The following is a 25,522-nucleotide window of genomic DNA, read 5'->3' on the forward strand; positions in this document are numbered from 1 at the left end:
ATAAAATGGGAAATCAATGAATCGGGGGGAACCTGGACGAAAGACCGGGGGCGTCCCGTTTTCGATATGGGGCCGCGCATCCAAAATGAACTCCTCCCGCACCTCTGCAACATCAGCGCCGGCATTGACGGCGAAGACTGTTGAATTTGGAAGCATGCAATAAGCGATGGAAAAAAGCCTAGCGCGTTACATCTGGTCGAATACCCGGCTGGAGCAGATTTGGATACTGACGATCGTCGCTGCTTCGATGATCCCGTACTTTCTGTCTTTCGACTTGCCGAAGCAGATCGTCAACGGGCCTATCCAGGGCAAGGGTTTCGAGCATCCCGGCGACACTCAGACCTTCATGCATATCGCCTTCGACTTGCCCCTGATCGGGCATGTCGAAGTATTCGAGGGCCTGCATCTCACCCGCTTCTGGATGCTGATCGCACTCAGCCTGGTGTTCCTGGCGCTTGTCGTCCTCAACGGCCTCTTCAAGCTCTATATCAACACCTATAAGGGCCGACTTGGCGAACGCATGCTGCGTCGCATCCGCTTCGAGCTGATCGACCGCGTGCTGCGTTTTCCGCCGGCACATTTCAAGCGGGTGAAGCCGGCTGAGATCGCCACCATGATCAAGGACGAGGTGGAGCCGATGGGCGGCTTCACCGGTGACGCTTTCGTGCAGCCCGCCCTGCTTGGCGGCCAGGCGCTGACTGCGCTCATCTTCATCATCATGCAGAATTTCTGGCTGGGCATGATCGCCGCCGCCATCGTCGCGGTGCAGGCGATCGTCATTCCGCGCATGCGCAAGCGGTTGCTCGAGCTCGGACGCCAGAGGCAATTGACGGCACGCGAATTGTCCGGCCGCGTCGGCGAAATCGTCGAGGGTATCGGCACGATCCATGCCAACGACACCTCCAATCTGGAGCGCGCCGACATTGCGGCGCGTCTCGGGCTGATCTTCTCGATCCGCTACGACCTCTACCAGTGGAAGTTCATGGTGAAATTCATCAACAACTTCCTCGCCCAGGTGACACCCTTCCTGTTTTATTCGATCGGCGGTTTTTTGGCGCTGCAGGGCCGGCTCGATATCGGCCAGCTCGTTGCCGTCATCAATGCCTATAAGGACCTGCCTGGGCCGCTGAAGGAACTGATCGACTGGGATCAGTCGCGCCAGGACGTTCAGGTCAAATACAATCAGGTGGTCGAGCAGTTCAGCGTCGACGGGCTGATCGATCCGAAAATCCAGCTTGTCTCACCCGCCCCCGCCGGCCGCATCACCCATCCTCTGGTCGCCACCAATATCACCGTGGTCGATGACAGCGGCGCCCGCGTGCTGGATCACGTCTCCGTCGAGATCAATCCCGGCGAGACGGTGGCGATCGTCGGCGAAAGCGGCGCCGGTGGCGAATATCTTGCCGAGGCGCTAGGCAGGTTGGTCCGGCCGGATACGGGCCGTACCACCATTGACGGACGTGACCTGCTGGAATTGCCGGAATCGCTGACGGGACGGCGCATCGCCTATGCTTCGTCGGATACGTTCTTCTTCCACGGCACGCTGCGCAGCAATCTTCTCTACGGCCTGAAGCATGCACCACTGACCGCAGTCGCTTATGACGAGAAGTCGGCCAACAAGCTCAAATGGCAGATGATCGAGGCGCGTCGTGCCGGTAATCCGGAACTGGACCTTAACAGCGACTGGGTCGATTATGCGGCCGCCGGCGCGACAGGTCCGAACGATATCTATGCCGTCATTCGTCCCGTTCTCGATGTCGTGGCCATGTCCCAGGACATCCTCGACATGGCGCTGCGCTCGAACGTCGATACGGAAGCTCATGAGGATCTCACCTCGCGCATCGTCGAGCTGCGCCAGGCGCTGCGGCTCAGACTGAAGGAGGAAAATCTCGAAGGGCTTGTCGTACCCTTTGAATTCGATGCCTATAATCCGCAGGCGACAGTCGGTGAAAACCTGCTGTTCGGCACGCTGAAGCGGCCGCAGATGACCAACCGGAAGCTCGCCGCGCATCCCTATTTCCAGCAGCTGTTCACGCAGACCGGCCTCAATACCGATCTCTACGACATGGGCCTGGAAATCGCCGAGAATGCCGTCGAACTCTTCACCGACCTGCCGCCGGATCATCCCTTCTTCCAGCAGCTGACCTTCATGACGCCGGAAGATATTCCGACCTACGAGGCGCTGCTGCAGAAGCTGAACGGCAAGGGTTTTTCGGCCGCTTCGCCTGACGAACGGGCAGCCATCATCCGCCTGAGCTTCTCCTATATCGAACCTCGCCACCGCTTCGGTCTGTTGACCCAGACGCTGATGGAGAAGATCGTCACGACGCGCATCAAGTTCTACGAGCATATCCCGGCCGATCTTGCCGAGGTGATCGAGCGCTACGATCCCGAGCGTTTCACCGCCTCGGCGACATTGATGGACAATGTGCTGTTCGGCAGGATCGCGCACCAGCAGGCCAATGCGCCGGAGCGCATCCACACCATCATGTACGACGTGTTCGAACGCCTCGGCATGCAGGACAGCGTGCTCTCGATCGGGTTGGATTTCGACGTCGGCTCCGGCGGCAAGCGGCTGACCAATGTGCAGCGGCAGAAGCTCAATCTCGGCCGTGCTCTGCTGAAGCGGGCCGACTACATCATCTGCAACCGCCCGCTGCCGGCGCTCGACCATCGTATCCAGGATCAGATCCTCCGGGCTATCCTGACCGAGCTCGACAGGAGCGCGGATAAGCCAGCACTCATCTGGGTGCTGTCCAACCCGAATTTTGCCGAGCTGTTCGATCGCGTTCTGGTCTTCAACCACGGCAGCCTGGTTGAAAGTGGCACAACGACCGATCTTTTAGAAAAAAACGGGATGTTCAAAGAACTGTTATCGTAATATCCTATTGCGCGGGGATATCTGGGGCCTGAAACCGGGGATTTGAAGCTCATGCTTCTGAAGGACGAAGTTGAAATGCTGAAACGGGTGCCGATTTTTGCGCGCATCGCACCCGCGAAATTGAAGTTGTTGGCATTCACCTCGGACCGCGTCAGCTATAATGCCGGCCAGGCGCTGTTTCATCAGGGCGATCAGGGCGACGCGGCCTACGTTGTTCTTTCAGGAACTGCTGATATTCTTGTCGATAGCCCCGCCGGTGAGATCAAGGTCGCCGAAGTCGACGTCAACTCCATCGTCGGCGAAATCGCCATTCTCTGCGATGTCTCCCGTACCGCCACCGTCAAGGCGACGTCGCGATTGGAGGCTCTGAAGATCAGCAAGGAACACTTCCTGAAGCTGCTCAGCGATTTCCCCGAAATGGCCGTCGAAATCATGCGCGTCCTCGCCGACCGCCTCAATCACACCACCTCCGAACTCACCGCCGCGCGTAGCCGTCAGCAGCAGCCGCATTCGATGTCGACGCATTGAGATCGAACTCCGCCCTTACCTTTTGAGGCTGCGCCAAGTCCTCATCCGAAGAACAGATCCTATGCCGCAAATCCCATGCGGGCGCGATGGGATGTGGCTTGTTGCGCCTGCTATGGATTCCAATGCCAGATCAAGGTTCAGTTGATATTTCGTCTCCTGCTCTCCTCCACGCAAAGGCGTGGGCAGAGGCGTATGAGCTAATTGACCTTCAGCTTTCTCCCTTGGGGCTGAGAGCCATCGAAACGCTGGATCTTGGGGCGGGGGACATTATTCTCGACATAGGATGTGGCGCTGGGCAAACCCTTCTGCAACTTGCCGAGCGTGTCGGAGCAGAAGGCCGGGTGATCGGGGTGGACGTAGCCCCGTTGCTTCTCGAAATCGCCAGTCGGAGAACCGAACCGCTTAGCCAGGTGAGGTTGATCCAGGCAGACGCTCAGTCCCTGGATCTGTCGTCCGAGAGTACGGATGCCGTGTTCTCTCGCTTCGGCGTCATGAGCTTCGACGATCCGGTCGCCGCCTTTGCCAATTTCCGTCGAATTCTCAGACCGTCAGGCACGCTGGCATTTACTTGCTGGCGCTCCCTGGAGGATAACGAATTGGATCACCTCCCGCTCTCAGCGGCGGGGTTACAGTCGTCTGTCGATGAGAGCCCCTTCAGCTTTGCCGACCCCGAATACATTCGCGGTATCCTTGAGGCCGCCGGGTTCGAAGAAATCGTCATCCAATCGCACGATGAGAAGGTGTCCAGTGGGGATCTGGACGCGATGAGTTGGGTGCTTCTGAAAGTGGGGCCGCTCGGAAAAATCGTTCGTGAAAACCCCGCTCTTCGGACAACTGCCGAGCCCCTCTTGCGGAAAGCCCTCGCCGCACTGGGAGACCCTTCCAGAGTAGAACTTTTGGCGTCCGTCTGGATCGTGACTGCGCGAGCTGGAGCAGTACTCCGGCAGCAGATCCTATCGGCCCCATAAGGGCTCGAACAACAAAGTCAGTGGACACATTTCGCAGCTGATTGTGCCGTTCTTTTGCCTACCTCTCCGCAGACGCTACAGGCCCGGTGTAAATTGATGATCTCGACGCTCTATCCGGAACGCATTTTGCAATGGTTATCAAAGTATGTGTGCTTTGGAGGTAATGCGTTTTGAAACGGGACACTTTGCGGCTCTTCCCCGCCGTGACACTGGTGATGGAGGGCGCCGGAGAATATCGGCGTATCGATTCGGTACAGTCCGCCACCAAGACGCTGCTGGAGCATTGGCCGATTGAAGACGGCGAAGAGTATCTCAGCGCGATAAAAGTATGCCTCGACGCGATGATGGGTACAGTCCACCCAAGCGCCGCGCGCGAAGCGCTGATCAAGGCGGCGGCGGAAGCCGGAGTATCCGTCATGCAGTGAAGCGCCATGGCCTCCTTTGCAGGCCGTGACGCATTCGATTAAAAAGACGGCCAAAGGGCGAAAAGCTCGCCCCGCCAAGGCCCTCTTCACGCCCCCATCAAATCAGCCCGCGCCCAGCCAGATTGCGCATCAGATGCGACACACCGAAGGTCCAGGGCGCGCATTCCGTCGACAGCAGCACACGGTTTCTGAGCGCTCCGAGCCTATCGTTGGAAATGGTGACGATGTCGCCGATCTTGTGGGTGAAGCCCTGTCCCGGCGTGTCACGATCCTCCACTGGGGCAAAGAGTGTTCCCATGAACAGCACGAAACCATCAGGATATTGATGATGACGGCCAATCGTCTGTGAGACGAGGTCGAGCGGATCGCGGCTGATCTCCTTCATCGACGAGCGGCCATGCAGGACATAACCGTCCTCGCCTTCGACCTTGAGGTCGAGATCGGCATTGCGCACATCATCGAGCGTATAGGTCTCGTCGAACAGGCGGATGAATGGCCCGATCGAGCAGGAGGCGTTGTTGTCTTTCGCCTTGCCGAGCAGCAGCGCCGAGCGTCCTTCGACATCGCGCAGGTTGACGTCGTTGCCGAGCGTCGCACCCCTGACGCGGCCCTTGCTGTCGACGGCGAGCACGATTTCCGGCTCAGGATTGTTCCACTTCGAGATCGGATGCAGACCAACATCGGCGCCCGGCCCCATCGAGGACATGACCTGCGACTTAGAGAAGACCTCGGCATCCGGGCCGATGCCAACCTCGAGATATTGCGACCAGACACCCTCTTCGATCAACGCCGCCTTGACCTTGGCGGCCTCCGGTGAGCCGGCCTTCAGATTGCGCAGGCTGTCACCGATCAGGGCCGTCACCTTGCCGCGGATCGATTCCGCGAGATCCGGGTTGCCGGCGGCACGCTCCTCGATGACGCGTTCGAGCATCGATCGGGCAAAGGTGACGCCGCAGGCCTTGATCGCCTGCAGGTCGATGGGAGCGAGAAGATGGACGGCCGAGTTGTCGGCCTTGGCGGCGAGGAGATCATCGAGCCTAGCAATGGATTCGCCCTTTTGCGCGCGGACAAAACCAACAGGATCATCCTTTTCCAACAGGTCGCGCATGGTCGGCGCGTCCTTTGAGGTGATGTCGTAAAGCGCACCGTCACGGACGACGACAAGGGCCGGCCCCTTCACATCCGGACGCCATACACGTCCGACGAAGGTTCCTGTGCTGAAAATATCCGAACTGGCCATGTCTTTGCTCTCTCCCAAGATGTGCCGTCGTTTCTAGCGCAGTCGGATCGGCTTTTCCATCCGATATCGGTTTGGAAAATAGAGGGTTTTGGATTTTCACCTTCTTCGGGAAGGCCAAAGAGGCAAGGCCCCGCAGCAATGCTGCGGGGCCCTTCCGGCCGCAAAAACCGGGAGAGAGTGGTTTCAGGCGGCCTGAACCTTGCGGGCGCCCCGCGCCCATTCCGGCAACCAGTCGCCGTGCGCGGCCAGCAGATCGTCGGTAAGCGACCAAATCTGATCGAGATCGAGCTCGGCGGCCGTATGCGGGTCCATCATTGCCGCGTGGTAAATGTGCTCACGGTTCTCAGTCATCAAGGCCTGAACCGTCAATTCCTGCACATTTATGTTGGTGCGGATGAGCGCGGTCAGTTGCGGCGGCAGATCGCCGATGAAGGTCGGCTGGATGCCCGAGGCATCGACCAGGCAAGGAACCTCGGCCGCGCAATTAAAGGGCAGCGAGGTGATGCAGCCATTATTGCGGACATTGCCGTAGATGACCGAGGGCTCGCCGGTCCAAACCGAGTTGATGATCGAGGAGGCGTATTCCTTCGATTGCGTGACCTCGATCTTGTCGGCACTGCGATATTCCTCGGCTTGGTTCTTCCAGCGCGCGATCTGCTCGATGCAGCGCTTCGGATATTCATCGAGTGGAATGCCGAATTTCTCGATCAGGTCCTCGCGGCCCTCCTTGATGAAATAGGGCGTGTATTCGGCAAAATGCTCCGAGCTCTCCGTGACGAAATAGCCAAGCCGGGTCAACATTTCATAGCGCACCTTATTCGGGCAGCGCGGGTTCCAGCCGGGTTTTGGCGCACGTCCCTCGCGATAGCCGCGCACGAGATCCGGATAGAGGTCGCGGTAGGACCCATCCGGCTGGCGATGCTCGAATTTCAGGTAGAAGGCCATATGGTTGATGCCGGCCGAGCGGTAGCGGATTTCGTTGTAGGGAATATCGAGATCGTTGGCCAATTCCATCGCCGTGCCCTGTACCGAGTGGCAAAGGCCGACCTGCTTGATCGTGGGGTACTTCTCGGCGATCGCCCAGGTGTTGATCGCCATCGGGTTGACATATTGCAGCATCACCGCCTCAGGGCAGACCGCGAGCATATCCTCGCAGATCTTCCAGAGATGCGGCACGGTGCGCAGACCGCGCATGATGCCACCGACGCCGAGCGTATCGGCAATCGTCTGGCGCAGGCCGTATTTCTTCGGCACTTCGAAATCGGTCACCGTGCAGGGCTCATAACCGCCGATCTGGAAGGCGACGACGACGAAATGAGCGCCGTCCAGCGCCTTGCGCTGATCGGTAAAGGTTTCGACCGTGGCCGGCGCGCCAAGCGTCGAGGCAAGCTTGCGCACGACGATGGCGCTTTCTTCCAGCCGCTCCGGGTTTTTATCCATCAGTGCGAATCTTGCGCCGGAAAGCGCCGGACGCTGAAGAACGTCACCGATGATGTTCTTCATGAAGACGGTGGAACCGGCGCCGATAAAGGTGATCTTGGGATTGCCTGTCATGTAAAATCTCCTGAATGCTAGGAAGCTACCTCGAACGCTGCTTTGACGAGGCGTTCGGTGTAAGCGGTCTTGGGATGGGAAAGAACGTCGTCGACCGGCCCCTCTTCCACGATCTTGCCGTGCTGCATGACGATGACGCGATGGCAAAGGGCGCGGACAACCTTGAGGTCGTGCGAAATGAAAAGGTAACTCAGACCCCGCTCGTCCTGCAGCTTGCGCAGGAGGTCGATGATCTGGGCCTGGACGGAGAGGTCGAGCGCCGAGGTCGGCTCGTCGAGCAGAATGAATTCCGGTTCGAGCGCGATGGCGCGGGCAATAGCGATGCGCTGGCGCTGGCCGCCGGAAAATTCATGCGGGAAGCGTGACAGAATATTCGAAGGCATGCCGGCGCTCACCAGCGCCTCCTTCACCCGCTCCAACCGCTCGGCCTTGTTGGCGCCGATATTGTTGACCACCAGCCCCTCGGAAATGATCTGGCCGATGGTCATGCGCGGGTTGAGCGAGGAGAATGGATCCTGGAAAACGACTTGCATACGTGAGCGCAGCGGCCGCATCTCGGCACGCGAACGGCCTTGGATCGCCTGACCGTCGAAATAGATCTCGCCGCTATCGGCATCGATCAGCCGCAGCAGCGCTTGTCCAAACGTGGTCTTGCCGGAGCCGGATTCACCGACAAGGCCCAGCGTTTCGTGGCGGCGAAGCTCCAGGCTCAGACCACCGACAGCGACAAGCTCGCGCAGATCCGGCTTGAACAGACCGCCATGGCGCAGCATGAAGGCGACCTTCACGGACTTGCCCTCGAGGATGGTGCCGCAATCCGGCGGCAGCGGCTTTGCCTGCCCTCGCGGCTCGGAGGCAAGCAGATGTCGCGTATAAGGATGCTGCGGATGGGCGAAGAGCTCTTCCGTCGTATTGTGCTCGCGCATCTCGCCATGCTGCATGACATAGACATAATCGGAGAACTGCCGGACGACGGTCAGGTCGTGGGTGATCAGGATCACCGCCATGCCAAGCTGCTTTTGCAGGTTGCGGATCAGATTGAGGATCTGCGCCTGCACGGTCACGTCGAGCGCCGTCGTCGGCTCATCGGCGATCAGCACGTCCGGATCATTGGCGAGCGCCATGGCGATCATCACGCGTTGGCGCTGACCACCGGAGAGCTGGTGCGGATATTGCCGAAGCCGGGCCTCGGGGTCGGGGATCTGAACTTGCTTCAGCAATTCAAGTGCCCGCTTTTCCGCCTCGCGCCGACTGACCTTTCGGTGGACGCGGATAGCTTCGACGATCTGGCCGCCGATCGTGTAGATCGGGTTGAGCGAGCTCATCGGTTCCTGGAAGATCATCGAGATGCGGTCGCCACGCAACTGCCGCCGGGCGCGTTCGGAAAATTTCAGCACATTCTTGCCGTCATAGTTGACGCTCGACTTTTCCGAGACCACGGCGCGCTTGGTGAGCAGCCCCATGATCGTGCGGGCGGTCACCGATTTTCCCGAGCCGGATTCGCCGACGATGGCAACAGTTTCGCCGCGATAGAGCTGGAAGGAGATGTCCTTGACGGCATCGACGATACCGTCCTCGACCTTGAATTTGACCGCAACATTGCGGGCGTCGATGACGGGCGACACTGTTTTGCCGGCGGCATCGAGCCTGATGTCGGGAGCAAAGGGGTTGACGAGTGTGAGGGCCATGATCCGTCTCCTCTCAATAAGGGTCGATCGCGTCGCGCAAGCCGTCGCCAAGCGCATTGAACGCAAAGACGGTGACGAGCACGAAAGCGACGGGCGAGAGGATCCAGGGATAGGAGCCAATGACCGAATAGGTGGACGTGTCCTGCAACATTAGTCCCCAGGAGATCAGCGGCGGCTTGACCGCAAAGCCGAGAAAACCAAGAAAGGATTCGAGCAACACCACGCTCGGGATTGCCAGCGTCACGGCGACGATGACGTGGCTCATCACATTCGGAAATATGTGCTGCAGGATGATGCGCCGATCGGTCGCCCCGACCGCCATCGCGGCGCGAACATAATCTATTCTGGCCAGGGCCATGGTTTTGCCGCGCACCTCACGCGACATCTGCGCCCAGCCGAGCGCCGACATGACGACGATGACGAAGGCGAGGAAGACATTGGTCGGCGCCGTCACCGGGATGAGCGACGTCAGCGCCAGATAGAGCGGCAACTGCGGAAAAGCGAGTACAAGCTCGACGAAACGCTGGACCCAGGTGTCGAAGGCGCCGCCGAAATAGCCGGACACCATGCCCACCGTCGTGCCGACAACCGTGACGATAAAGACGACGGTCAACGCGATCATCAAGGAGATGCGCGAACCGTAGATGGCGCGGGAGAGGACGTCGCGGCCGAACTTGTCGGTGCCGAGAAAATGCACCGGCTGCCCATCGGTCGAACCGAAGAGATGCCTGTCGCCGGGGATCAGGCCGAACAGCTTGTAGGGCGCGCCCTTGACGAAGACGCCGAGCAGGCGCGGATTATTGTAGTCCGGCCCGACCACCGGCTGGAAGGTGACGGGATCGAGCTCATCGGTCTCGGCCAGTGCATAGACGCGTGGCTGGAAGACGAAATTGCCGTCCTTGTCGTGGAAGCTGATCACCTGCGGCGGCGCAAAGCCGGTGTCGGTCGCCTTGGGATCGTCGGGTGAAATGAATTCGGCAAAGAGCGCCATCAGGAGCAACAGGATCACGAGGATCAGGCCGCCCATGCCGGTCCAGGAGCGTTTCAGACGCCGCCAGACGAGCGCGATATAGCTCTCATTACCGCCTCTCAGCGTGATCGTCTCTTCGGGCGGCGGCGGGGATGTGCTGAAGGCGAGCATCAGTGGATCCCTCCTTGTTGGCGAACGCGGGGATCGAGCAGGTCGAGAAGTACATCGGCAATGATATTGCCGACGATCAGCGTCGCCGACAGCACCAGCATGAAGGTGGCGGTGACATAGACGTCGCCGACTGCCATGGAACCGACGATCGCCGGCCCCACGGTCGGCAGCGCAAAGATGATGGCAGTTTCGATCTCGCCGGTCAGCATATAGGGCAGCACGACGCCCTGATACATGACGAGCGGATGGAGCGCATTCGGCACGGCGTGACGCATGACGACGGCACCGCCGGACAGGCCTTTGGCGCGGGCGGTCTCGACATATTGCGCATTCAGCGTGTCGAGCAGATTACCGCGCATGACGCGCATGTTGTAGGCGAGCCCGCCGAAGGTGGCGATCGCCACGACCGGCCAGACATGTTTGACGAGATCGACGAACTTGTCCCAAGACCACGGCGCTCCACCATATTGCGGCGAATAGAAGCTGCCGATCTCCGAGACGTTGAGCTGGAAGACCAGGATATAGACGATGATCAGCGCCATCAGGAAGCGCGGCACCGTCATGCCGAGGAAGGAGATGCCGGACAGCAGGCTGTCGATCCAGCTATACTGTCGCGTCGCCGCCCATATGCCGAAGCCGATACCGAGGATGGAAGCCAGGATATGGCAAACAAGGGCGAGCGCCAGGGTCCGCGGCAGGCGCTCACCGACGACGTCGGCGACAGGCTTGTTGTAGAACATGCTGTAGCCGAAATCGCCCCTCGTGACGATGCCGCCGATCCAGTTGAAATACTGTACGACGATCGGCTTATCGAGCCCATGCTCCTGGCGATAGGCCTGCGCCTGGGCGTCGGCCTGAGCAAAGGAGGCGCCGCCCTGGTTCATCAATTGCGAGCGGATATAGTCGGCATAGTCTCCAGGCGGTGCCTGAATGATGGCGAAGGTCACCACGCTCAGGATCAGGAGCACCGGTATGGCTGAGGCTATCCGCATGAGCAGGAATCGCAACATGGAACGGTTCGCTTCTCTTGTTGCCGCCGGTGGTCTGCATCCCCTTGGGGATCGCACGGACCGGCTGTGTTCAACTTTGCCCGGCTGCACCGCGATGCAGCCGGAATTCTTGACGTTGGCCCGGTGCCGGCATTCGCGCCGGCAACCGTGATCAGTTGATCGGGCCGGCGCTGCCAGGGGCGCCCGGAAGCTGCTGCGGGAACAGCTCATATTTGCCCTGCTTGTCGGCCGCGACCCACAGACGCTCGCGGATGATCGAGTCCTCGGCCCAGTTGAACATGAAGATCGGCGTACCCGGAGGAACGTTCGAGAAGCGCTTGTTGATGATGAGCGCGCCCGGATATTCCGTCAGGCCGATATTGTAGAGATGCCCGGTCGAGAGCTTCTGGTACTGTTTCATCAGGGCCACGCGCTCGTCGTTATCCTTCGAGGTCGTGAACTTGTTGACGACGTCGACCATCTCCTTCTCGAAAGGCATCAGGTCCAGTTCGCCGCTTTCCGGCGCACGGTGGTTCCAGCTCGTGCGTGGACCGACCGGCGCAAGCTGTTCGGTGTTCTGCACCACCGAGGCCAGTTCGGTGCTGTTACGACGGACCATCCAGTCGAAGCGGCCGCTATAGTTGGCATCGTCGCGCTTCGGGCCATCGAGCGCATTGATGATGACGCGAATTCCGAGCTTCTCCATCTGGCTGACGACACCTTCGGCAAGGCTCTTGTCGGTAGTGTAGTCGTTGTTGACCAGCAGGGTGACTTCAACATTCTTGCCGCCGGCCGTGCCTGCCGGAAAGTTGACGATACCATCGCCGTCGGTGTCCTTGAGACCGGCCTTTGCCAGCTCCGCCTTCGCGCCAGTGAGGTCGAACGGATAATAGACGGTGGATGCGCGGTCATAGAAGCTGGTGCCGGATGACAGGCCGCCCGGATAGATGGCCGTGAACGGCCCCTTGACCAGAGAGTCGCCGATCGCCTTGCGGTCGAGCGCCATGGTGACGGCCTTGCGGAAGTCCTCGTTGCGGTTCAGCTCGCGAACGGCTTGTCCGCGCGCATCCGGGGTACCCCAGCCGTTGGCGGAGAAGTTCATCTGCAGGTTATAGCCGATGAGGCGCGGTCCGAAGGCAAGACGTGCCGGGGCGTCCGGCTGGGCGGCGCGCTTTAACGAGGCGACGAAGTTTTCCGGCTGCTCCAGGTTTGAGAGGTCGCCGGAACCGGCAACCGCCTGCACGTCGCGATCCGCCCAGGTCGAGAGCTTGTAATGCAGTTCGTTGAGGTAAGGCAGCTGATTGCCCTTCTCGTCGACCTTCCAGTAATAGGGATTGCGGCGCAGAACGATGATGTCATCGGAGCGGTACTCGACCGGCACCCAGCCACCCATGACCGGCATGTTCATGAATTCCGGCGGGAAGGCGTTCTTGAACTGGTTGTAAGTGTTCTTCGAATATTTCGGATGCTGCGGCTTCAGGATATGCGACGGGCCTGGGCAGAAATTGGGATAGGCCATCGTGTAGAGATACTGTTTCGGGAAGGCGTCCTTGAAGGTCCACTCGATCGTATAATCATCGACCTTCCTGAGCGTCGTCCCCTCGCCGAAGGCCTCGGGCGATGCGCCGCCGCCGAGCGGCGAAACATTCGGATCGATGACTTCGTCTTCCCAGTAGAACATGATGTCATCGGCATTGAATGGCACGCCGTCGGACCATTTCGCGCCTTCGATCAGATGCATGGTGAGCTTGTGGCCGTCCGGCGACCATTCCCAGCCCTTGGCGAGGTTCGGCAGGGGTTCGGTGTCCTTCGCCTCGACCTGAAATAGCGGCGCGGTGCGCGTCAGGCACTCGGACAGGGCGATATCGATGCCGCCCCAGCCCTGGGTCTGGCCGGCACCATAGTTCCAGCCTTCCGGCCGGCCGCCGATGACGTGGCGCAGCGTGTCGCCATAGACGCCGATACCGTCAGGCATATTGCCTGTCTTGTAGACCAGCGGCTCCTTCGGCAGGCGATCCTTGACCGGCGGCAGCTTGCCGGTTTTCACGAACTTCTCGGTGACCCAATCCGGCTCGTGATATTCCGGCAGCGCCTTGAACTCCAGGATGGAGTCACGCGGCACATATTTGATCTTGCCTTCCGCCGGGAAAACCGGGGGTACGGGCGGCGCGGTCGGTTCGGATGCGTAGGCGCTCATGGCGATTGCCGACGTGGCAATCGTCATCGCCGCTAGAATGCTGATCGGTCGAAAATGTCTCATCGTTTTCTCTCTCCCCTTATCGCAAACGTCCCGGTGGGAACGCCGCACTCCTCCGTCGAACGGGAACTAGCTGGCTTGATGCGGCGGGACCTTCCTCCTGAAAGTCCCACCGCCGCCACTATGTCCCGAATGCTCATGCGTTAACCGGCCTGTTTCAAAGCCGCCTTCTCCGCTCTCAACTCCTCGATCGAGCGGACGTTGCGGCTGGCCGCACCCTTCCAGTCACGGGTCTTCACCTTGGCCCGCGACAGGCGATCCTTGGCACCCTCGACGGCATGGGCATATTGCGGCAACCAGCGTGCTTCCGCGACGACCATTTCGTCAACCATCTGCCAGACTTCTTCCGGCGTCGAGACGGCGCCGACCAGTGGATCATGCAGAACGGCGAGCTTCAGCAGGTCGAGATCGCCGCTAATGGCGGCATGCACCGACATGCGCTGGACATTGATCGAGGAAATGCAGGTGGCGGCGCAGGCCTCCGGCAGCGTGATGCCGGCGACCATGTTGATGCCGAACCGATCGACGAAGCCGGGTGACTCGATGATGGCATCGGCCGGCAGATTGGTGATGACCCCGTTGTTCTTGACGTTGAAGTGGCCGCGATAAACGCGATTGGTCTCCAATGCCTCGAGAATATGGCTTGCATGTTCATTCGAGCGCCTGGCCGGGTCGATGGGCTGCGACGCACTGTCGAGGATCTGCTGGAATTCCGTCTCGAACCAGTTGCGGGTCTCAGTGGAATGGCGCAGATAACCGCCCGTCTCACCATGGATCCAGTCGGACATGTCGATCCACTTGTTGATCTCGTCCGGCCGCTTGCGATACCAGGGCAGGTATTCGGATAGATGGCCGTTGCTTTCGGTGGAGTAGACCCCGAAGCGCTTCAGCACGTCGATGCGCAGCTTTTCCTGCTGCGAGAACACCGGATGCGCCTCGAAGGCGGCGACCAGTTCGTCCTTGCCGATCTTGCGGCCGTTGAAGCGGAGCTCGGTGAACCAGGTCTGGTGGTTGATGCCGGAGCAAATATAGTCGAGCTCCGACTTATTCTTCGCGCCAAGCACCTCGGCGATCTGCTCCGCGCCATGCTGGACGCCGTGGCAGAGGCCGATCGTGTCGACCTTGCCGTATTCGATCGCCGCCCAGGTGTTCATCGCCATCGGGTTGGCATAATTCAGGAACTTCGCACCGGGTTCGGCGACCTCGCGGATATCCTTGCAGAAATCGAGAATGACCGGAATGTTGCGCTGGCCATAAAGGATGCCGCCGGCGCAGATCGTATCGCCGACGCACTGGTCGATACCGTATTTCAGGGGAATACGGATATCCTCGGCATAGGCTTCCAGCCCGCCGACCCGCACGCAGCTAATGACGTAGCGTGCACCGGAGATCGCCTTACGGCGTTCGGTGGTGGCCGTTACCCGCGTCGGCAACTTATTCGATTCTACGATCCGGTCGAGGATCGCCTTGATCATCGAGAGATTATGCTCGCTGACATCGGTCAACGCGAATTCGACGTCCTGGAACTCCGGCACGCATAGAATGTCGGTGAACAGCTTTTTCGTGAAGCCGACGCTGCCTGCGCCGATAATGGCGATTTTAAAACTCATGATCCTCACCTTAAAGTCGATCGAACAATCAGCAGCGGAGAAAAGAATGGTGTTTTCGTCCCATGATCGCACGGCGTCGGGCGAGAGGGCAAAACGAGCATTTTCTCCTCCTCCTGCCGGTCCTCATCGGCAGGTACATGCTGTTTTCTGGCGGGATTATGCCTATAATCGCCGGATGGACCAGAGAACAATTATGCTTTCAAGGGTAATTTTGTGCTGCAGGATTTGATCACCAACGGCCAGACCATGCGGACTGTTTCGCTGCCGCGCGGCCGCCACCGGCTGCATGCTATGCCGACCAGCGCCGGCTATGAAATAAGGGATAACGAAGTTTATGATTGGGACGGACGCCGGCGCGGCCTGACACCGTTCACGGTGCTGCAACATACGATCAGCGGCAGCGGCCGGCTGCGTTACGAGAACCGCAATTATCGCGTCGGGCCTGGCGATACGCTGCTGGTGCTGGTGCCGCACAATCACCGCTACTGGTTGGAAAAAGGCGAACGCTGGGAGTATTTCTGGATATCGATGAATGGCGAGGAAGCCTTGCGCATCCACCGCCTGATTCTCGCCGCCGCCGGACCGGTCTTGAAATTGCAGCCGGCGACGATCGATCATCTCGCCGATTGCAGCCTGCGGCTGGTGCGTGGCGCCGCAACACCGGCCTCCGCTTCGGCGGTGGCTTATGAAGCCGCGATGGCGCTTTATGACGATGTCTTCGGTTCGCACGCGATCGCCGCCGACCGCTCCGCCATGCAGGCAGTTATCGACTATGTCGCCGCCAATCTCGACCAGCCTCTCCCCGTCAGCGAGCTTGCCAGGGTCAGCGGTCTCAGCCGTGCCCATTTCTCCCGGGTCTTTGCCGATAGCGAAGGCTTGCCGCCGGCCGAGTATGTCCTGCAACAGCGCATGCAGCGAGCCGCCAAGCTTCTGACCAAGGCCGCTTTCATTCCGGTCAAGGAGGTGGCGATCATGTCGGGTTTCGATGACGCCAATTATTTCTCGAAAGCCTTCCGCCGCATCTACGGCATCAATCCCACCGAATTCCGCACCACCGGCATGTATGCGGCCGTGCGCAGCCCTGGGGACGACGGCAGAGGCGCGCGAGGCAAATAGCCGAATCATCCTTGGCAAGCTGCGGCATGCCGCCGCAGCTTGCTCTCCAACTGGCGCTAAGAGCCTAACTTTCTTGACATAACGGCCGCAGAAGTAAGCTCTGAAGAGGTTGGCCGAAAACGTTTTCGGCGAAATCGCCGATCCTGCCGCCGATTGCGTTGCGCCATGCTTGAAGGCCTGTATAGATATCGCCCGCTGCGGCCATGATCGCGTCACGGCCGCACCTCTTTGTCTAAGTAACATCTGTTCGTCCCAGGTGAGACGGGCTCTTCTGATAGGATTGAATATGCGTTCTGTTGTCGCTTTCAACGAATCCTGGACTTTTCACGAAGGCTTTTCAGCCGCTGACGCCGGCAGCCGCCAGGAAGGACAGCCGGTCGCATTGCCGCACTCGGCGGTCGAACTGCCGTTCAACTATTTCGATGAGAAATCCTATCAGCGCGCCTTCACTTATCAGAAAATCCTGCCCTGGAGCGACGACTTTGCCGGGCGCGAGGTATCGCTGGTATTCGACGCCGCCATGGCCGACGCGGTGGTTTATCTCAACGGCGAGGAAATCGTCGCGCATCAGGATGGCTACACGCCCTTCGAGGCACGGCTGACGGGGCGCCTGAAGCAAGGCGATAACCTGATCACCGTCAAGATCGATGGTAGCGAGAACCCTGAGATCCCGCCGTTCGGCGGCCGCATCGACTATCTCACCTATGCCGGCATCTACCGCGACGTCTGGCTCAAGCTTGCAGCACCCGTCTCGATCGCCAATATCAAGGTCGAGACCGGCAACGTACTGGACGATAGTAAATCCGCGACGGTGCGCTGCGATATCACCAACCCGCAAAGCCTCGCCTTCAATGGTATGGTGACCGCAAACCTCCGCGCGCCGGACGGCAAGGCGCTGGCGTCCGCGACCAGCGAGACCTCGGGCGACAGCGTGTGCTTCTCCTTCGACAATCTCTCCGGCATCTCACTGTGGGACCTCGACACTCCCGTACTCTACACGCTGGAAGCTGAGCTGAAGACCGATCACGGCTCCGACCGATATTCAACGACATTCGGTTTCCGCACCGCCGCGTTCACCGATGAAGGTTTCCTGTTGAACGGCCGCAAGCTGAAGCTGCGCGGTCTCAACCGTCATCAGGCCTTCCCCTATTCCGGCTATGCCATGGGCCGCTCGGCGCAGGAGCGTGATGCCGAGATCATGAAGCAGACGTTGAAGTGCAATGTCGTACGCACCTCGCATTATCCGCAATCGAAATGGTTCCTCGACCATTGCGACCGTATCGGCCTGCTGGTCTTCGAGGAAATCCCCGGCTGGCAGCATATCGGCGGCAAGGAATGGCAGCAGGAATCAATCCGCAACGTCCGCCGCATGATCGAGCGCGACTGGAACCATCCGTCTATCATCATCTGGGGCGTGCGTATCAACGAGTCGCAGGATTCGCATGATTTCTACGCCGAGACCAACCGGCTGGCGCGCGAGCTCGATCACACCCGCCAGACCGGCGGCGTGCGCTACATTACCGAGAGCGAAATGCTTGAGGACGTCTACACGATGAACGACTTCATCCTCGGCAACGAGGAACTGCCGGGCGCCAATCGCCCACGCACGCCGCTGCGGCCACAGCAGGAAAATACCGGCCTGTCGAAGAACGTGCCCTACCTGATCACCGAATTCGGCGGCCACATGTATCCGACGAAGATCTACGATCAGGAGCAGCGCCAGGCCGAGCATGTGCGCCGGCATCTGGAAGTGCTGAACGCGGCCTATGGCGATCCCTCGATCTCCGGTGCCATCGGCTGGTGCATGTTCGACTACAACACGCATAGCGACTTCGGCTCCGGCGACCGCATCTGCTATCACGGCGTCATGGACATGTTCCGCGAGCCGAAATTCGCGGCCTATGCCTATGCCAGCCAGTGCGAGCCTTCCGAGGAGGTCATCATGAAGCCGGTAACGATCTGGGCGCGCGGCGAGCGCAATATCGGCGGCGCGCTGCCGCTGATCGTGCTGACCAATTGCGACGAGGTCGAACTGCGCTACGGTTCGCTCACCAAGCGCCTCGGCCCCGATCGCGAGAGCTTCCCGCATTTGCCGCACCCGCCCGTCATTTTCGATCATCGCAATTTCACCCAGGACGAACTCGGCGTCTGGGGCATGGAATGGGAAGACGCGCGCTTCACCGGTTACGTCAATGGCAAGCCGGTCGCGGAACTGCACATGGTCGCCAATCCGCTGCCGACGAGGCTGGAGATGCAGGCCGACAGCCTGACGCTGCGTGCCGACGAACGTGACACGACCCGCGTCATTATCCGCGCGCTCGATCAGGCCGGCACCCGCCTGCCCTTCCTCAACGACGTCGCGACGATCAAGGTCACCGGTCCTGCCAAGCTTATCGGCCCCGAGACGGTGGCCTTCCAGGGCGGTACGACGGGTTTCTGGCTGCAGGCTACCGGCAAGGCCGGTGCGATTACGGTCGCAGTGTCTTCGGCGCGTTTTGCGGGCCAGACCATTGCGCTGAAGGCGGAATAAGGTATCGGGAAAGAGCACTGCCGATTGCGGAGCTATCCGCGTGACCGCCTGGCCGTACTCGATGCGGCAGGCGGTCGTTTTCTGCTTGCCATCCTGCCTCCGACACAACCCAGAAAACGCATCAACTTTTTGTTGATATAAAAGATGGAAAACCGCTTGCGCGCCGGCTACCGCGCCGCTTATCTCTACCTATGAATGCGTAGATAGTGGCAACGTAGACATTTACGTGTCCTGCCGTATCTGTGTGAAAAGACCAGATCATCGATCTCGTTTCCCCTACCCCCGACAGGGAAACTTGTGGCGCCGATATGCCGTAAGCCCGGACGATTCTTCGACCGTCCGGGCAGCCGACTCGCAAGCACCGCACAGATCAAGGCCGTATGGCTGATCCAAGGAGAACAAGATCATGGCTCTCGTCACAATCGGGCTATTGGAAGATCAGACAACGACGCTGAACGCCAGTAACTGGACATCCACCAACACGTTGCAATTGAACGTGGTTGCCAGCTCCACACTGATAATCGACAACATCGACGTCAGTCTGACCAATATTATCGGCGGAGGCGTCCTCTCGAACACCGTTATTCAATTGGTCAATGCTGGCAACATCACGGTCAATCCCAGCCTTCTGACTTTGGGTGTGGGATCCGTTATGAGCTATCAGATTGGATTCAACTCGACGCTGACGATCAATTCGGGGCTTTTGAGCGTCGGCCTCCTCCAGGCGACAACCATTGACTTCACCAACTCGGGTGGAGGCGGACATTTCATCTTCACGCCACCGGTGATTGGCCTCTCTGTCAGCGGCCCTCCGACGGTTACCAATGTTCACATCGGCGATCGCATCACCGTGGTGGGCTCGACCTCGATTGGGCAATCGGGAAACGTGGTCTCGTTCTATGGCCCGGCGCTCCTTGGACTTCCCATTCATTTGATATCCTATACGATTCCGGAAGGCATACAGTATCTCTACCGCCCTGCCGACGAGACGCTGACATTTACCTCCAACTGCTTTCTGCAAGGCACGCGGATTGCAACGCCCGCCGGCGAAGTCCCCGTGGAGAGCCTCTGCGAAGGCGACGAGGTCCTCACCCTGGAGAATGGGCCGGCGCCGGTGAAGTGGATCGGGCGGCGAACGATCGATCCGAAAATGGTGGACAATCCGCGGGAGCACCTGCCGGTGCGCGTCATAGCCGGCGCTTTGGCGGAAAACGTTCCGCATAGCGATCTCCTTGTTTCGCCCGACCACTGCATCTACGTGGCCGATGCATTGATACCCGCAAAACTGCTCATCAATGGAACGACCATTTCCCAAATACTCACCCTTCAGCCCATCACCTATTTTCATATCGAGCTTGAGGCTCATGATATCGTCTGGGCTGAGGGCGCTCCGGCTGAGACCTATCTTGACCTCGGCAACCGGCATACATTTCTAGAGCCCGGCGTTCTTCTCTTCACATCGCCCGCAAGGAACCAGGCCTCCTCACGCTATCCCATTGCCTATGAAGGATTGGCGGTCGACCGGGCACGGATGCTCGTTGAAAGTCGCAGGGAGGTGCTTGGCATCTCCGAGGAGAAGACCACGGCGGCTTAGGGATCTACACAACGCAGGGTAACGAGACGCCGGTTCTCTGCTTTTCAGGCAGCCGGCCCCTCAAACTCGCCCGCATTCTGCGGAATGGATTGCAGCAGCGTTTGCCGCGCTGATGCCAAATGCCTGCGGCAGGCCGTGTCGATCCGCTTGGGGTCGCGTGATTGCAGCGCGTCGATATAGTCGAGATGTTCGGCGATGGCGCGTGAATTGCGCACGCGGGCGAACGCCTTGTTCCACTGGTAGTGATAGTGGAAGACGATGGCGATCGCGTCGTAGAAATCGGCGATGAAGCGGTTCTTCGAGGCGCGATGAATGAGAAGATGGAATCTTTCGTCGAGCCGCGAAAAATCACGGTAGCGCTCGTCGAAATCCTCTAGCAGATCATAATGTTCCTGCTGAATGACGGCCAGATCCGCCCATGCCGGATGATCCGGTGGCATGCGTCCGAATTCGGCCGCCGAATGCAGCTCGAACATTTCGCGCACGTCGGCAAGTTCGAGCGCGAATTCGCTGGTGAAGCCCTTCAGGATCCAATGGCTGTTCGGCCGCTTCTCGATCAAGCCGAAACGGCTGAAGCGAATGAGGAATTCGCGCACCACCGATGTTCCTGTGCCGATCTCACGCGCCAGTTCCAGTTCGTTGATCTGCATGCCTGGCTGCGCTTCGTCGGAGAGAATGCGCAGCATGAAACTGCGCTCGATGATGTCGTGCAGCGAATTGGTTTCTTCCTGCGGAAACAAGTCCGCCTCGGTCGGCAGGCGCAGCACGGTCTTTTGCCGCTTGTTCCAGCGAATGATGCCGGCATCACTGAGGCGCATCAGAATGGCGCGCGCCGTGCTGCGGCTGACGCCGAGTTCGGCGGCGATCTCGGGCTCGGTCGGCAGGGCGGCATCCGGCTTCAGGCCGGCGACGTAGCGGTTATACGCCTCCTTGAAGAGCGTGTTTTGTCTCGCCATTTCCCCCTCGCTTATCACTCGCTGCTCTCTATCGGCGGCGATCTCAGTAGCCTGCTCGGATAGCAATCCAGCGCGGGAGCATCGCTTGTATGCGTCGCTCTCTCCTCTCCGGAACCGCCGAATGATTTCCTCGTTGACTTCAAAATGTTTATTGTAGATAAAAAACAAATGCAATCGGCAATGGCCCGGGAGAGGCTCGCCGAACTGCAAGATTGTTCTGGGAGAGAACGTTGAACAGCCAGCCTTGGATCCTTCTGTCGGAGGGCGATAATGTCGCCGTGGCAACGGCGACCATCGAAGCCGGTGTCGTAGTCGCCAACGGTGTCTCGACGCGAGGCAAGATCGACCCCGGCCACAAATTCGCAATCCGTGACATTCCTCTCGGCACGCCCGTGGTGAAATACGGCCAGGCCATCGGGCGCACGACCGCCGAGGTCAAAGCCGGCGATCACGTCCATAGCCACAATCTGCATTTCGAAAACGATCGGCTCGCGGCAACGGCCAACGCGGCGCCGGAGGAAGCGACCGAGGTCGACAAGGCCCGCACATTCATGGGCTATCGCCGCGCCGACGGCCGGGCCGCGACACGCAACTATATCGGCATCATTGCCAGCGTGAACTGTTCCACCACGGTTTGCCGCGCCATCGCGGAAGAGGCAAACCGGATGCTCCTTCCGCATTATGACGGCATCGACGGTTTCGTGCCGATCGTGCACGACCAAGGCTGCGGCATGAGCTCGACAGGCGACGGCATGCTGACGCTGCATCGCACGCTTGCCGGCTATACACGCCATGTGAATTTCGGCGGTGTGCTGATGATCGGCCTCGGCTGCGAGGTCAACCAGTTGACGCTCTATGGCCAGAGCGGAGCCGGCGCCAGCAAGCGGCACTTCAACATCCAGGATGCTGGCGGCTCACGGCGCGCCGTAGCGCTTGCCATGGGGGTCCTGAAGGAAATTTCGGAAGACGTCGGCCAGGCTCGACGCGAACCGATCTCGATCAGCGAAATCATCGTCGGCCTGCAATGTGGCGGCTCGGATGGTTTCTCCGGCATCACTGCCAATCCGGCGCTGGGTGCAGCCGCCGACCTGCTGGCCGCGGCCGGTGGCACGACGATCCTGTCGGAAACCTCGGAGATTTATGGCGCCGAGCATTTGCTGCGCAGCCGGGCCGTCAACAACGAGGTCGCCGCCAAGCTCGACGCGAAAATCGACTGGTGGGAAAAGTATGTCGCGCTGCACGGCGCCTCGCTGGACAACAATCCCTCTCCCGGCAACAAGCGCGGCGGGTTGACCACCATTCTGGAGAAGTCACTCGGGGCTGTTGCCAAGGGCGGCCGGTCGCCACTGACCGCGGTCTACGGCTATGCTGAACGGGTAACGGAGCATGGGCTCGTCTTCATGGACACGCCCGGCTACGATCCGGTTTCCGCAACCGGTCAGGTGGCCGGCGGCGCGAACATGATCGCGTTTACGACCGGTCGCGGCAGCTGTTTCGGCTCTCGTCCGGCACCGTCGTTCAAGCTGTCGAGCAATTCGGCGCTGTATCAATCGATGGAAGAGGACATGGACATCGATTGCGGCACCATTGCCACCGGCGAGGCAACGATATCAGGCAAGGGCCGCGAGATCTTCGAACTGATCATCGAGATCGCGTCGGGCAAGAAGACCAAAAGCGAAACCTTCGGCTATGGCGATAACGAATTCGTGCCCTGGCATCTTGGGGCAACGTTGTAAGATAGTCAGTGCATTCGACGACGTTGTGCCGGCCCTCTGACAAGCCAGGCGCGGCGGAAACCAAGCGATTAATCATCACAAGGGAGAGGTGATGAAGAAGAGAAGAATCGGCAGGACGGAGCTGGAGGTTACCGAAATCAGTTTCGGTGCCGCAGCGCTCGGCGGCCTTTACCGCGCCTGCCCTCGCGATCAGGCCATGGAAACCCTGCAGGCGGCATGGGATAGCGGCATCCGCTATTTCGACGTCGCCCCCTGGTATGGCTTCGGTCTCGGCGAACGATACGTCGGCGATTTCCTGCGCGGTCAGCCGGAAGACAGCTATGTGCTGTCGACGAAGGTCGGGCGATTGATGCGACCCGTTCCGACCGACAAGGTCCCGAATTACGGCTATGTCGATCCCCTGCCCTTCGATGCGGATTATGATTATTCCTATGACGGCATCATGCGATCGATGGAGTTCAGCTATGCCCGCCTCGGCCTCAACCGCATCGACATTCTCTACGTCCACGATATCGGCGGCTACACCCATGGCAAGGCGCTGAACGAGCATTATCTCGGCCAGCTGCTCGGCTCCGGCATCAAGGCTCTGGAGGAGCTGAAATCATCGGGCACGATCAAAGCCTATGGTCTTGGCGTCAACGAGGTGCCCGTTTGTCTCGCTGTCATGCATGCAGCCGATATCGACTGCATCCTGCTTGCCGGCCGCTATACGCTGCTTGACCGTTCGGCGGTCGCGGAACTGCTGCCGCTTTGCGAAAAGAAGGGCACGTCGCTCGTTGTCGGCGGTGTCTTCAATTCCGGTATTCTCGCGACCGGCCCCGTACCCGACGCGCATTTCGACTACCTTCCGGCGACGCCGGATGTTCTGGCCAAAGTGGGGGCGATGGAGGAAATCGCCCGCCGTCACGGCCTGCCGCTTGCCGCACCCGCCATCCAGTTTCCGCTAAGCCAGCCGTCCGTGGCTTCGGTGCTGATCGGCACGGCGAAAGCATCAAGTCTTACCCGCAACATGCAGCTCGTGGACCTAAAGCTTCCGGCGAGCCTTTATGCGGAGTTCGAAGGATTGACCCTGGTCGCGCCGCCTTTGGGAGACGGCGCCGTTCGGGTCTAATGAAGAAATAAGAAGCTATCGGGCCGTCGGGAGAGACGGCTCGTGGAGGAGGAAAGCCTGTTTTGGCGGGGTGGCTATGTGCCGCTCCGCAATGCGTGAACCATCTGGTGTTCACGGTACCGAGCCGCAAGCGTTCAACGGCCGGTGTGCAGGAGAAGAGCGCGTTGAGAGGAGAAATCAATGACCATCGCTAAATCCCTTCTGTCCCGCCGCACCTTTGCCGGTCTTGCCGGCGCGGCCATGATCGCCGTCGCCATGCCGGCGCAATCCTTCGCGGCCGAAGTGACGATCCCGATCATCGTCAAGGACACGACGTCCTTCTATTGGCAGATCGTTCTCGCCGGTGCACGCAAAGCCGGCAAGGATCTTGGCGTCAAGGTGCCGGAGCTGGGTGCGCAGGCTGAAACCGACGTCAACGGTCAGATCAGCATTCTTGAAAACGCTGTTGCCGGCAAGCCGGCCGCAATCGTCATCTCGCCGACCGAGTTCAAGGCGCTTGGCAAGCCGGTGGACGAAGCAGCGAAGTCCGTTCCGATTATCGGCATAGACTCCGGCGCCGACTCCAAGGCTTTCAAGTCATTTCTGACGACTGACAACACGCAGGGCGGCCGCATCGCCGCTGATGGCCTTGCTGCCGCGATCAAGGCAATGACCGGCAAGGAAGAAGGCGATGTCGTCATCATCACCAACACGCCCGGCGCCGGTTCTCTCGAACAGCGCCGCACGGGCTTCCTAGATCAGGTCAAGACCAAGTATCCGGGCCTGAAGGTCGTCGCCGACAAGTATGCGGACGGTCAGGCAACGACCGGCCTCAACATCATGACTGACCTGATCACGGCAAATCCGAAGATCGTTGGCGTCTTTGCCTCCAATCTGATCATGGCGCAGGGTGTCGGCCAGGCCATTGCTGAAAACAAGCTCAGTGACAAGGTCAAGGTCATCGGCTTCGACAGCGACGACAAGACCCTTGGCTTCCTCAAGAGCGGCGCCATTGCCGGCCTCGTCGTTCAGGACCCGTACCGCATGGGTTACGACGGCATCAAGACCGCTCTCGCCGTCTCCAAGGGTGAAAAGGTTGAAGCCAACGTCGACACCGGCGCCAACCTAGTGACCAAAGCCAACATGAGCGATCCGAAGATCGAGGCCTTGATCAATCCGAAGGTCAAGTAAAGCTTAGAGGCTGCGGCCGATTCCTCGG

General features: G+C 59.8%; 18 protein-coding genes. 10 read left to right on the plus strand and 8 right to left on the minus strand.

What is annotated here, in order from left to right; translation table 11 throughout:
• Positions 1 to 166: 166 nt before the first annotated feature.
• From PMI03_RS08235 to PMI03_RS08250, 4 genes are all read left to right on the plus strand, one after another.
• Complete coding sequence (locus PMI03_RS08235; RefSeq protein WP_007691875.1) at positions 167 to 2,881, plus strand: ABC transporter ATP-binding protein; 2,715 nt, start codon at positions 167 to 169, stop codon at positions 2,879 to 2,881.
• 51 nt (positions 2,882 to 2,932) lie between these two features.
• Positions 2,933 to 3,409 carry a cyclic nucleotide-binding domain-containing protein gene (locus tag PMI03_RS08240; RefSeq protein ID WP_007691876.1) on the plus strand — a complete coding sequence of 159 codons (477 nt, stop codon included), beginning with the start codon at positions 2,933 to 2,935 and terminating at the stop codon, positions 3,407 to 3,409.
• Positions 3,410 to 3,507: 98 nt separating this feature from the next.
• Entirely contained in the window at positions 3,508 to 4,377 is an 870-nt protein-coding gene (locus tag PMI03_RS08245; protein WP_309574339.1) for a methyltransferase domain-containing protein, read from the plus strand.
• 170 nt (positions 4,378 to 4,547) lie between these two features.
• The gene (locus tag PMI03_RS08250) at positions 4,548 to 4,802 is read left to right on the plus strand and encodes a DUF982 domain-containing protein (RefSeq protein ID WP_007691878.1); all 255 of its coding nucleotides are present in this window, start codon (positions 4,548 to 4,550) and stop codon (positions 4,800 to 4,802) included.
• A 97-nt stretch (positions 4,803 to 4,899) separates the two neighbouring features.
• Here the strand turns inward: PMI03_RS08250 and PMI03_RS08255 are convergent, their stop codons facing one another.
• The 7 genes from PMI03_RS08255 to PMI03_RS08285 all read right to left on the minus strand — a co-directional run bounded on the left by PMI03_RS08255 (position 4,900) and on the right by PMI03_RS08285 (position 15,281).
• Complete coding sequence (locus PMI03_RS08255) at positions 4,900 to 6,042, minus strand: fumarylacetoacetate hydrolase family protein (RefSeq protein WP_007691879.1); 1,143 nt, start codon at positions 6,040 to 6,042, stop codon at positions 4,900 to 4,902.
• A 183-nt stretch (positions 6,043 to 6,225) separates the two neighbouring features.
• Entirely contained in the window at positions 6,226 to 7,596 is a 1,371-nt protein-coding gene (locus PMI03_RS08260) for an alpha-glucosidase/alpha-galactosidase (RefSeq protein ID WP_007691880.1), read from the minus strand.
• A gap of 17 nt (positions 7,597 to 7,613) precedes the next feature.
• Complete coding sequence (locus PMI03_RS08265) at positions 7,614 to 9,284, minus strand: ABC transporter ATP-binding protein (RefSeq protein ID WP_007691881.1); 1,671 nt, start codon at positions 9,282 to 9,284, stop codon at positions 7,614 to 7,616.
• A 13-nt stretch (positions 9,285 to 9,297) separates the two neighbouring features.
• Positions 9,298 to 10,425, minus strand: coding sequence for an ABC transporter permease (locus PMI03_RS08270; RefSeq protein ID WP_007691883.1), 1,128 nt, complete (start codon positions 10,423 to 10,425; stop codon positions 9,298 to 9,300).
• Positions 10,425 to 11,435 carry an ABC transporter permease gene (locus PMI03_RS08275; protein WP_007691885.1) on the minus strand — a complete coding sequence of 337 codons (1,011 nt, stop codon included), beginning with the start codon at positions 11,433 to 11,435 and terminating at the stop codon, positions 10,425 to 10,427. The genes PMI03_RS08270 and PMI03_RS08275 overlap by 1 nt, the downstream gene beginning before the upstream one ends.
• Positions 11,436 to 11,586: 151 nt before the next feature.
• Positions 11,587 to 13,674 carry an ABC transporter substrate-binding protein gene (locus PMI03_RS08280; RefSeq protein WP_007691888.1) on the minus strand — a complete coding sequence of 696 codons (2,088 nt, stop codon included), beginning with the start codon at positions 13,672 to 13,674 and terminating at the stop codon, positions 11,587 to 11,589.
• Between the two features lie 140 nt (positions 13,675 to 13,814).
• Positions 13,815 to 15,281, minus strand: a complete 1,467-nt coding sequence (locus PMI03_RS08285) for an alpha-glucosidase/alpha-galactosidase (RefSeq protein ID WP_007691890.1) — start codon at positions 15,279 to 15,281, stop codon at positions 13,815 to 13,817.
• 246 nt (positions 15,282 to 15,527) lie between these two features.
• Between PMI03_RS08285 and PMI03_RS08290 the strand changes: the two genes are divergently transcribed.
• From PMI03_RS08290 to PMI03_RS08300, 3 genes are all read left to right on the plus strand, one after another.
• On the plus strand, positions 15,528 to 16,397 hold the full coding sequence (locus PMI03_RS08290) for an AraC family transcriptional regulator (protein WP_178132758.1): 870 nt from the start codon (positions 15,528 to 15,530) through the stop codon (positions 16,395 to 16,397).
• Between the two features lie 286 nt (positions 16,398 to 16,683).
• Positions 16,684 to 18,927, plus strand: coding sequence for a glycoside hydrolase family 2 protein (locus tag PMI03_RS08295; RefSeq protein WP_007691893.1), 2,244 nt, complete (start codon positions 16,684 to 16,686; stop codon positions 18,925 to 18,927).
• A 406-nt stretch (positions 18,928 to 19,333) separates the two neighbouring features.
• Positions 19,334 to 20,521: a Hint domain-containing protein gene (locus PMI03_RS08300; RefSeq protein ID WP_007691894.1), complete on the plus strand. Its 1,188-nt coding sequence runs from the start codon at positions 19,334 to 19,336 to the stop codon at positions 20,519 to 20,521.
• Between the two features lie 44 nt (positions 20,522 to 20,565).
• Here PMI03_RS08300 and PMI03_RS08305 read toward each other — a convergent pair whose 3' ends face one another.
• Positions 20,566 to 21,477 carry a GntR family transcriptional regulator gene (locus PMI03_RS08305; RefSeq protein ID WP_007691895.1) on the minus strand — a complete coding sequence of 304 codons (912 nt, stop codon included), beginning with the start codon at positions 21,475 to 21,477 and terminating at the stop codon, positions 20,566 to 20,568.
• Positions 21,478 to 21,707: 230 nt separating this feature from the next.
• On the opposite strand from PMI03_RS08305, the gene PMI03_RS08310 reads away from it, so the two are divergent.
• From PMI03_RS08310 to PMI03_RS08320, 3 genes are all read left to right on the plus strand, one after another.
• Positions 21,708 to 23,213 carry a UxaA family hydrolase gene (locus tag PMI03_RS08310; RefSeq protein ID WP_007691896.1) on the plus strand — a complete coding sequence of 502 codons (1,506 nt, stop codon included), beginning with the start codon at positions 21,708 to 21,710 and terminating at the stop codon, positions 23,211 to 23,213.
• A 91-nt stretch (positions 23,214 to 23,304) separates the two neighbouring features.
• Positions 23,305 to 24,324, plus strand: a complete 1,020-nt coding sequence (locus tag PMI03_RS08315) for an aldo/keto reductase (RefSeq protein WP_007691897.1) — start codon at positions 23,305 to 23,307, stop codon at positions 24,322 to 24,324.
• A gap of 180 nt (positions 24,325 to 24,504) precedes the next feature.
• The gene (locus PMI03_RS08320; protein WP_007691898.1) at positions 24,505 to 25,494 is read left to right on the plus strand and encodes an ABC transporter substrate-binding protein; all 990 of its coding nucleotides are present in this window, start codon (positions 24,505 to 24,507) and stop codon (positions 25,492 to 25,494) included.
• The last annotated feature ends 28 nt before the right edge of the window (positions 25,495 to 25,522 follow it).

Source organism: Rhizobium sp. AP16 (assembly GCF_000281735.1).
GTDB classification, from domain to species: Bacteria; Pseudomonadota; Alphaproteobacteria; order Rhizobiales; family Rhizobiaceae; genus Rhizobium; species Rhizobium rhizogenes.

Coding starts and splice junctions, on each gene's coding strand:
- PMI03_RS08240 (WP_007691876.1), top strand. CDS start 2,933: ATGCTTCTGAAGGACGAAGTTGAAATGCTGAAACGGGTGCCGATTTTT.
- PMI03_RS08300 (WP_007691894.1), top strand. CDS start 19,334: ATGGCTCTCGTCACAATCGGGCTATTGGAAGATCAGACAACGACGCTG.
- PMI03_RS08255 (WP_007691879.1), bottom strand. CDS start 6,042: ATGGCCAGTTCGGATATTTTCAGCACAGGAACCTTCGTCGGACGTGTA.
- PMI03_RS08290 (WP_178132758.1), top strand. CDS start 15,528: ATGCGGACTGTTTCGCTGCCGCGCGGCCGCCACCGGCTGCATGCTATG.
- PMI03_RS08285 (WP_007691890.1), bottom strand. CDS start 15,281: ATGAGTTTTAAAATCGCCATTATCGGCGCAGGCAGCGTCGGCTTCACG.
- PMI03_RS08280 (WP_007691888.1), bottom strand. CDS start 13,674: ATGAGACATTTTCGACCGATCAGCATTCTAGCGGCGATGACGATTGCC.
- PMI03_RS08265 (WP_007691881.1), bottom strand. CDS start 9,284: ATGGCCCTCACACTCGTCAACCCCTTTGCTCCCGACATCAGGCTCGAT.
- PMI03_RS08295 (WP_007691893.1), top strand. CDS start 16,684: ATGCGTTCTGTTGTCGCTTTCAACGAATCCTGGACTTTTCACGAAGGC.
- PMI03_RS08305 (WP_007691895.1), bottom strand. CDS start 21,477: ATGGCGAGACAAAACACGCTCTTCAAGGAGGCGTATAACCGCTACGTC.
- PMI03_RS08270 (WP_007691883.1), bottom strand. CDS start 10,425: ATGCTCGCCTTCAGCACATCCCCGCCGCCGCCCGAAGAGACGATCACG.
- PMI03_RS08260 (WP_007691880.1), bottom strand. CDS start 7,596: ATGACAGGCAATCCCAAGATCACCTTTATCGGCGCCGGTTCCACCGTC.
- PMI03_RS08315 (WP_007691897.1), top strand. CDS start 23,305: ATGAAGAAGAGAAGAATCGGCAGGACGGAGCTGGAGGTTACCGAAATC.
- PMI03_RS08320 (WP_007691898.1), top strand. CDS start 24,505: ATGACCATCGCTAAATCCCTTCTGTCCCGCCGCACCTTTGCCGGTCTT.
- PMI03_RS08275 (WP_007691885.1), bottom strand. CDS start 11,435: ATGTTGCGATTCCTGCTCATGCGGATAGCCTCAGCCATACCGGTGCTC.
- PMI03_RS08235 (WP_007691875.1), top strand. CDS start 167: ATGGAAAAAAGCCTAGCGCGTTACATCTGGTCGAATACCCGGCTGGAG.